The sequence below is a fragment of the Campylobacter concisus genome (genome assembly GCF_902460665.1).
Classification (GTDB): Bacteria; Campylobacterota; Campylobacteria; order Campylobacterales; family Campylobacteraceae; genus Campylobacter_A; species Campylobacter_A concisus_AL.
Window position 1 is genome coordinate 314,871 of record NZ_CABPUR010000001.1, and the last position, 8,396, is coordinate 323,266.

9 protein-coding genes are annotated in these 8,396 nt (G+C 37.8%); 5 read left to right on the forward strand and 4 right to left on the reverse strand.

What is annotated here, in order from left to right:
- The 4 genes from F3G66_RS01625 to der form a co-directional block, all read right to left on the reverse strand.
- Window positions 1–441 carry a copper resistance protein CopD gene (locus F3G66_RS01625; protein WP_087585163.1) on the reverse strand — a complete coding sequence of 147 codons (441 nt, stop codon included), beginning with the start codon at window positions 439–441 and terminating at the stop codon, window positions 1–3.
- A 12-nt stretch (window positions 442–453) separates the two neighbouring features.
- Complete coding sequence (trpS, locus tag F3G66_RS01630; RefSeq protein ID WP_149706930.1) at window positions 454–1,416, reverse strand: tryptophan--tRNA ligase; 963 nt, start codon at window positions 1,414–1,416, stop codon at window positions 454–456.
- A 405-nt stretch (window positions 1,417–1,821) separates the two neighbouring features.
- Window positions 1,822–2,343, reverse strand: coding sequence for a shikimate kinase (locus tag F3G66_RS01635; protein WP_103592859.1), 522 nt, complete (start codon window positions 2,341–2,343; stop codon window positions 1,822–1,824).
- Window positions 2,327–3,712: a ribosome biogenesis GTPase Der gene (der, locus tag F3G66_RS01640; RefSeq protein ID WP_149706931.1), complete on the reverse strand. Its 1,386-nt coding sequence runs from the start codon at window positions 3,710–3,712 to the stop codon at window positions 2,327–2,329. Before der ends, F3G66_RS01635 begins: the two co-directional genes overlap by 17 nt.
- Window positions 3,713–3,864: 152 nt before the next feature.
- On the opposite strand from der, the gene F3G66_RS01645 reads away from it, so the two are divergent.
- The 5 genes from F3G66_RS01645 to F3G66_RS01665 all read left to right on the forward strand — a co-directional run.
- Window positions 3,865–4,755 (forward strand): DMT family transporter, encoded by an 891-nt coding sequence (locus F3G66_RS01645; protein WP_072593874.1) that lies wholly within the window; start codon window positions 3,865–3,867, stop codon window positions 4,753–4,755.
- A gap of 10 nt (window positions 4,756–4,765) precedes the next feature.
- On the forward strand, window positions 4,766–5,572 hold the full coding sequence (gene kdsA / locus F3G66_RS01650; RefSeq protein ID WP_149706932.1) for a 3-deoxy-8-phosphooctulonate synthase: 807 nt from the start codon (window positions 4,766–4,768) through the stop codon (window positions 5,570–5,572).
- Window positions 5,562–5,891, forward strand: coding sequence for a DMT family transporter (locus F3G66_RS01655; RefSeq protein ID WP_149706933.1), 330 nt, complete (start codon window positions 5,562–5,564; stop codon window positions 5,889–5,891). Before kdsA ends, F3G66_RS01655 begins: the two co-directional genes overlap by 11 nt.
- Complete coding sequence (locus F3G66_RS01660) at window positions 5,888–6,211, forward strand: DMT family transporter (protein ID WP_149706934.1); 324 nt, start codon at window positions 5,888–5,890, stop codon at window positions 6,209–6,211. The genes F3G66_RS01655 and F3G66_RS01660 overlap by 4 nt, the downstream gene beginning before the upstream one ends.
- Before the next feature lie 12 nt (window positions 6,212–6,223).
- The coding region (locus F3G66_RS01665; protein WP_149707137.1) for an AAA family ATPase at window positions 6,224–8,396 on the forward strand (2,173 nt) is incomplete at its 3' end.

Below are 8,396 nucleotides of genomic sequence, written 5' to 3' on the forward strand. Positions count from 1 at the left end.
TTAAACCATAAACATAACTTTTGCAAAAAGTACGATAAAAACTGCCGCTGTTAGCGCAAATGGATGTATGTTGCCAAGTGGGCTAGGGCGTTTAAATATAAATTTGCAGCTTAAATTTGTTATAACCGCGGCTACGATTAGCATTGCTAAGAAAAATTTGATCATAAAAATGATTTGTAAATTTGTCTCAAAGTAGCCACCAGCCTTTGATCCGACCCAGTTACTCATCATCATACCTCCAGTTAATACCAAAAGCAAGATACAAAGCGGCATTATCTTAATAGCAACTGAACCGATAGCTTGTTTTGCCTTTTGAGCAAGCTCAGGTGGCATTTTTTTACAAGCTGCCTTAAAAATGATTACATCAAAAAAGAGGTAACCAACAAAGATGATTGCACAAAAAAGATGAATTATTTGTGCGTATGGATATAAATTTTGCATATTTTTCCTTTATTAATAAATTCCGACTGCTTCACGAACTTTTTTTATCGTTGTTTGAGCAACATTACTTGCCTTTTTGGCTCCTATTTCTAAAATTCCAGACACTTCGTCAGGATTATTTTGATAATGCTCAAATTTCTCTCTCGCATCTTTAAAATAGTCCCAAATAAGCTCGTTTAGATAAGCTTTAAAGTGTCCATGACCCTCACCACCACGCTCATATCTAGCTTGAAGCTCTTTTTGCCCACTCTCGTCTAAGAAAAGTTTGGCGATATTATAGACGTTGCAGTTTTGCCACTGTTTTGGCTCTTCGAGCGGTGTGCCGTCTGTCACAATGCTAGAAATTTGCTTTTTAAGCGTTTTAGCATCGGCAAAGATGTCGATTGTATTGCCATAGCTTTTGCTCATCTTTTCGCCGTTTGTGCCAGGCACGGTGGCGACATTTTCATCGATCTTTGCCTCAGGCAATGTAAAAATTTCTCCATGCTCGTTGTTAAATTTTATCGCGATATCACGAGCGATCTCTACATGCTGGATCTGGTCTTTGCCCACAGGTACGACCTGCGCATTATAAAGCAAAATGTCAGCTGCCATCAAAACTGGATAGCTAAAGAGTCCGTGGTGTGAACTAAGACCTTTTGCGACTTTATCTTTATAGCTGTGCGCGCGCTCAAGAAGCCCCATAGGTGTGTGCTGACTTAGCACCCAGTAAAGCTCAAGCACGTTTTTAACGTCGCTCTGTACCCAGAAAATACTTTTATTTGGATCAATCCCAAGTGCCAAAAACGCACACGCAGCCTCAAAAGTATTTTGCTTTAGGGCTTTGGCCTCGCTAAGGCTCGTCATCGCGTGGTAGTTTGCTATAAACATAAACATCTCATTTTGCTCTTGCATATCAACCATCTGCTTTATCGAGGCAAAGTAGTTGCCAAGGTGTAGTTTGCCGGAGGGTTGGAGGCCGGTTAATACTCTCATCTTATCCTTTCAAATTTTGGCTTTTTCTCGTGAGCGCTTTTGATGGAGATTTAAAATTTTAAGCTTTCGGCAGACTATGTGTCTAGCCTCGGCTTAAAATTTCTACACAACTATCAAAATCATCTCGCGATACTTCGTCAAAAATACTTTTTAAATTTTTAACGTTACATTAGAGTTTTTGTATCTAATCTAATCTTAAAATTTAGCTTAGCAGGCTAAATGCCTAGTCTTGATCAAAATTTAACCGCACAGCACTTACATTCATTTCAAAACACTTCGCTAAATTTTCTAACTACAAAACGTTAAATTTAGCTCAAACATTTCAAATTTTAACACCACACTAGATAGCTATCTAGCCTGATCTTAAAATTTATCGTTGCAAGCAGCATTCACGCCACTTTACAACTAAATTTTTAAAAGCATCCTTATCTCTTTTACGATTTGCTTTGGAGTTTTACCCTCGACTTCGACGATGTAATCAGCCTTTTTCTCATAAAGCTCCTCTCGCTCCAGATGTAACGCCTCGGCTCTTTTTAGATCACTTAAAAGTGGACGTTTGGCAAGTTTTTTCTCGCTATTTTTACTATTTTTTAGTCTTTGCATGATCGCATCAAAGCTTGCTTTTAGATAGATCACGGTACCAATTTTTTTTAAATTTTTAACCTTGGCAAAGCCGCCACCTGTCGAGATGATTGTGTTTTTGACATTTGTTGCTAAAAATTTAGCTAGATCCTTTTCAAGCTGCCTAAAATGCTCCTCTCCATACTCTTCGAAGATGGCTTTTATCTTCATATTTTGTGAGCTCTCTAGTAAGTCGTCGCAGTCAAGGTTCATCGTCTTTAGTGCCTTGCTTAACGCCCTTGCAGTCGTGCCCTTGCCAACTCCCATAAATCCTATCAAAACGATATTGTTATTCTTTGTTTTCATCGCTCTCTCCACGTTTTTTAGGGATTAATACGATAGGCACGCCAGTTAGGCTAAAACTCTCTCTAAGTTTGTTTGTTAGGTAGCGTTTGTAGCTAAAGTGCAGGCATTTTGGACGGTTCATAATGAGCGCTATCATGATAGGTGCTGTCTTAAACTGCACTGCGTAGTAAATTTTCACAACTCTGCCTTTATCTCGTGGCAGTGGGTGTGCCTTGGTCGCTTCGCCGATCACTTCGTTTAGCTTTGAAGTTTGGATTTTTTGGGTGTAGTTTTTATAAATTTCAACTATGAGCGGGTAAATTTTATGCACTCTTTTGCCGCCAAGTGCTGAGACGCTGATAATCGGCGCGTATGAGAGAAATTTAAATCTATCCTTTATCTCTTTACAGAGTTCGTCAAATTCTTCGCTACTTTTATCCCATTTGTTTAGCACGATGATGACGCCGAGCTCAAATTTAGAGGCGATACCAGCGATACGCTCATCAAGCTCGGTTAGTGGCTCAGAGCTATCAAGCACTAGTAGCGCAACGTCTGTCTCTTCTAAAATTTTCTCAGTTCTATTTAGCGCGTATCTCTCGATACCCTCGATCTTGCCACGCTTTCTGATACCAGCAGTATCGACAAACTCAAAAACCCTGCCATTATGCTCGTAAATTTCATTAACTGGATCGATCGTAGTGCCTGCCACGTCGCTAACGACGGCGCGACTCTCTTTTACAAGAGCATTTAGGAGTGAGCTTTTGCCGACATTTACACGTCCTATGATACCAACTCTAATGTTTTTGCTTTCATAGTCTATTTCGTCGCTTAGCTCGCCCTCGTCGTTATAATTTTCTAAAAAATCATCAAAATCTTCACTCGTATCGGCCTTTATCTGCACTTTGTCATCTATGTGCTTTGTTAGCCACATGCTAAGCTCATCTATGCCTGTGTTGTGGCTTACGGAAATTCCAAAGGAATTTTTCGCGCCAAAGCTTACAAATTCCCACTCTCTTTGCTCATCTTTTTTGCTGTCTATTTTATTAATGACTAATGCGATTGGTAAATTTAGCTTGCTAAGCTCGTAAAAAATGGCTCTATCCTCGTCATCTGGCATCATTTTGCCATCGACCATGTATAAAATGGCGTCTGAATTTTTAGCCTCTGCCAAGGTCTTTGCTTTTACGTTTTTAAAAAGCTCGCTACTATCATCAAGTCCGCCGCTGTCGATTAAAATGCACTCTTTACCCTCGACTTCGATCTTGGCCTTGTTTGTATCTCTTGTGGTGCCGCTAACGTCGCTAGTGATGGCGATGCGTCTTCTTGCTAGGCGGTTAAAAAGTGAGCTTTTGCCGACATTTGGCTTGCCTACTAATATTACTTTTTGCAAATTTTGTCCTTTTCGTGATGGCTGATTATACAAATTTTTGACTTATATAAAGTATAAAAATTTGCTTAAAAGCGCCAAAATAAAAGAAAAAATCAACCAAAATTTAAGCCACTTTTCATTAAAATGGCTACTTTAAATTTAAAGGTCTTGTGATGTTAAAAAGGTTTTATATTTCGCATCTTGGCATTTTTTATATGCTCTTTGCTTGCTTTATGTTTGCCGTTACTGGCGCATTTGCAAAGTATCTTAGCAAAGATATGCCATCTATCGAAGTTGTATTTTTTAGAAATTTAATAGGCCTTTTTATCGTTATTTATGCCATTTATAGATTTCCATTTAAACAAGCTGGTGGACACTTTTTCTTGCTGATGTTTCGTGGTTTTGTGGGCACTGTCGCACTTTTTGCTTTTTTTTACAATGTCGCTCATGTAAATTTGGCCACAGCTTTTACATTTCAAAAGACAAATCCAATCTTTACAGCTATCCTCGCAGCCTTTATTTTTAAAGAGCGTCTAAGCTCACTTGGCTGGTTTGCTGTATTTTTGGGATTTGGTGGAATTTTGCTTGTTATCCAGCCAAATTTAGGCATAAGCAAGACTGATATTATCGGCGTTTGGAGCGGCCTTGGTGCGGCGATCGCATACACGAGTGTTAAGGAGCTAAACAAGAGCTACGGTACAAATGTTATAGTGTTAAGTTTTATGCTTTGGGGCTCGTTTTTGCCACTTATTTGCATGGGTTTGGCAGAATTTTTCACCTACGAGCCACTTGATTTTTTGTTTTCAAAATTTAGCATGCCAAGCTGGTATAACGTTGTTTTTATCTTGCTAATGGGACTTAGTGGATATTTTTTTCAGTCGTACATGACAAAGGCGTTTGCGGTTGGCAAAAAGGCTGGAGTGATCGCTGCGGTTAGCTACGCAGACGTTATTTTCACGCTTATCATTGGCTATTTTATGGGCGATGTATTGCCAAATCAAACGGCACTTTTAGGTATCTTGCTAGTAATAGTGAGCGGAATTTTAGTTGTGAAAGAAAAATAAAGGAGAAAAAATGATACTAATAGCAGGGCCTTGCGTCATCGAGAGCGAGCAGCTCGTTTTCGACGTGGCAAAAAGGCTAGTTAAATTTAACGAAGATAAGCGGATAGATTTTTATTTTAAATCAAGCTTTGACAAGGCAAATCGCACGAGTATAAGCTCGTTTCGCGGGCCCGGACTTGAAAAAGGGTGCGAAATTTTAGCCAAGATCAAAAAGGAATTCGGTTTTAAAATTTTAACCGATATCCACGAGAGCTACCAGGCCGCGCCCGTAGGCGAAGTGGCCGACGTGCTGCAAATCCCTGCGTTTTTATGCCGTCAGACCGATCTACTCGTGGCCGCGGCTAAAACAAAAGCGGTCGTAAACATCAAAAAAGGGCAGTTTTTAGCGCCATCTGCGATGAAACACTCGGTCAAAAAAGTGCTAGAAACGCGCGGCGTAAAGGGCGACGGATACGAGGTCGCTAAACAAAACGGCGTGTGGCTAACCGAGCGAGGCAGCACCTTTGGCTACGGAAATTTAGTCGTAGATATGCGAAATTTGGTGCTTATGCGCGAATATGCGCCGGTGATTTTCGACGCTACTCACAGTGTGCAGATGCCAAGCGCTCTTGGCGAAAAAAGCGGCGGCGACGCGAGATTTGTTCCGTATCTAGCGCGAGCTGCGGCGGCTGCGGGCGTGGACGGATTTTTTTACGAGACGCATATTAATCCTTGCGAGGCGCTTTGCGACGGACCGAATATGCTAAATTTAGACGAACTAGACGCGAATATCGCTCAAATTTTTAAGATAAAGCAGGCTCTTGGCGATGCAAACTAAGGGATTTTTGTGGGTATTAGGCGGCGCGGTCGCCGAGTGCGGCTGGGCGTACGGGCTAAAACACGCCTCAAGCGTGCTGGAGATCGCACTCACGGCGATGCTCGTATGCGTTAGCTTCACGTCGTTTATAATCGCCATGAAATACTTGCCTATTAGCATCACGTACACCGTGTTTGTAGGGCTTGGAGCGTTTTTTGTGGTGATCGCCGAGATCGTGAGCGAATTTCGCGCGAGCGGTCAGATGCCGGATGCTTTGCGGCTATTTTTCATAGCGACGCTGATCGCGGGCGTACTGGGGCTAAAGAGGCTAAAATCTTGACGCACGTCTTAGCTCTTTTGGCGGCCGGGTGCTGCGAGGTCTCGGGCGTGTTTTTTCTAACCAAATTTCAAAAAAGCATCGGCGTGAAAAAGGCGGCGAATTTTTTGATTTTGGTCGCAAATTTCGCCCTTTCGCTCTGGCTTTTGAGCTACGCGATGCAGGCGATGGCGATGTCGGTAGCGTACGCGATTTGGACCGGTATCGGAGCGATCGGAGCCGTGGGCGTCGGAGTGGTTTTTAATGGCGAAAAAATGAGCGCGCAAAAGGCGTTTTATCTATCGCTAATAACGCTAAGCGCGGTAATGCTGAAAATAATCTAAGGGGCTAAGATTATGAAAATATTGGATCAAATAAAATTTATCGATGAAAATATTTGTGAAAACATAGATAAAAATTCGATATTAAACGATCGTGGTTTTCTGTCACAAAATATTCTTTCTCAACTTAGAAATTTAGTAGAGCATTGTTCAATGTATATAAATCTACGTCTTAATGGATTAGATGATAACATAAGCCTAGAGGAAGCTAAAGAAAAAATACCATCAATACCAAATAAAATAGGTGATATGAACAATGAGTTTAGATTTATAAAAAAATTTCATAACTTACTTCAGGTATCAGAATCTCACTACGCGCATGATAAAAATAACTCAGAGCGGTTGATGTTAAAATATTATGAATATATGTTGCGCTTAAAAAAACTTTGTATAAAAACATTAGATTTAAAAATACTTAGTAATTTACATAAATTTCCTTTGGAGTTGGATAAAAACTTAGATGAATATTATGAAAAAATATTATCAAAGTTAAACCAAATAGGAGATTTTAGATTAAAAAATCAAGAAGTTATAAAAAATAGATATTATGTATGGAAGGTTAAACCGATTTTTATAAAAGAAGAGATGTTTTACGAGATCACTTTGACCAACGCTACGGATAATGTTAGTAAATTTAGTCGCATAGTGGCTTTTAGTAAAGTTTTAATAAATGATAATTATGCAATAAAAGCAGTACTCGATAAAACCAATATATTTATTCAAAATAAGAGTATGCCTATTTTTATTATCTCTGAGATGGAAACATCAATAAGGCCTTGTGAATTTGATAATTTTGCTAGAATTTTTGGTGAAAGACAAAAATTTGGTTTAACTACTGAAGTCGAACGTATAAATGAATATATGACTAAAAACAATTATAATTTAGTTGATATTATAAATTTCTCAAGTGCTAACTATGAAGTCTTTATACAAGAGATAAAGGCTAGAAATATTCAAATACATTTTTTAGAAGTTTTAGATAAGTGTAGAAAAATTTGTTTAAGCAACAAAAGCGGATCTAACATATTAAAATATTTACTTTATAAAATGAATAATAAAATAATCAAAGATCAAATTTTAAAACCAAAAGTTGGCTATGAATACGGTCCAAACGATAAATTATCAAATTTATATTTAGAATACAAAAGTATTCCATTTGACCGAACGCCATTTGTTTCAAGTTTATGCTGGCATAATCCAAAAATATCAGATTTGTTTGAATGCGTAGAGCATAAAAATAGAGAGCATGAATTTTTAGCTAGATTTATTATCCAAAATACACAAAGTAACGGAATGCTATATACGGGAAAAGAGGAATTATCTCATTTTTCAGATCTTCAAAATTTAATAAATAAATTTAATAATTTGCTTTACAGAACTCACAATGATCGTAAAATTTGTGAGTGGAAAGGCAAATATTATATACAGAGTTACGAAAAAGACGTCATTAGTATTCTGAAAAAATTAAAAAAACTATCTCAGCAGGGTTCAGACAAATATGAAGAATTTGCTAATACTTGGCTTGAAAATAATGTAAATTGGATTGATGATAAAAATAAAATAGAGATTATTAAAAGGCTTTTTGTTAAAACAAAAGTTGCATTTATTTATGGAGCGGCGGGAACTGGTAAATCAACTTTAGCAGATTATATAGCAAATTTATACCAAGGCAAAACTCAGATATTTTTAGCTCAAACAAATCCAGCTGTAGAAAATATAAAATCAAAAGTACAAAATGCAAATTTTAGAAATACTTATACGATTGCTAAAATTGTAAATTCTAAACAAGATTTTGAGTGTGATTTGCTTTTTATAGATGAGTGCAGTACGGTAAGCAATGCTGATATGGTCAAAATTTTGGAAAAAGTGCAATTTAAACGACTTATTTTAATTGGGGATATATATCAAATAGAGGCCATAAGATATGGTACATGGTTTGATATAGCAAAAGATTTTTTACCAAAACATTGCCTGTTTGAGCTTGTAAAGCCATACAGAACCAACAATGATGAATTATTAAAATTTTGGGAGAGTGTTAGAAATTTTAAAGATGGCGATAATGCAATAACAGAATTCGGTGTATGGGGGAAATATTTTTTAAATTTAGATGAAAAAAATGATGAAATTTTTAAAAAAGAATATGATGATGAAATTGTGCTTTGTTTGAATTATGATGGTCTTTATGGAG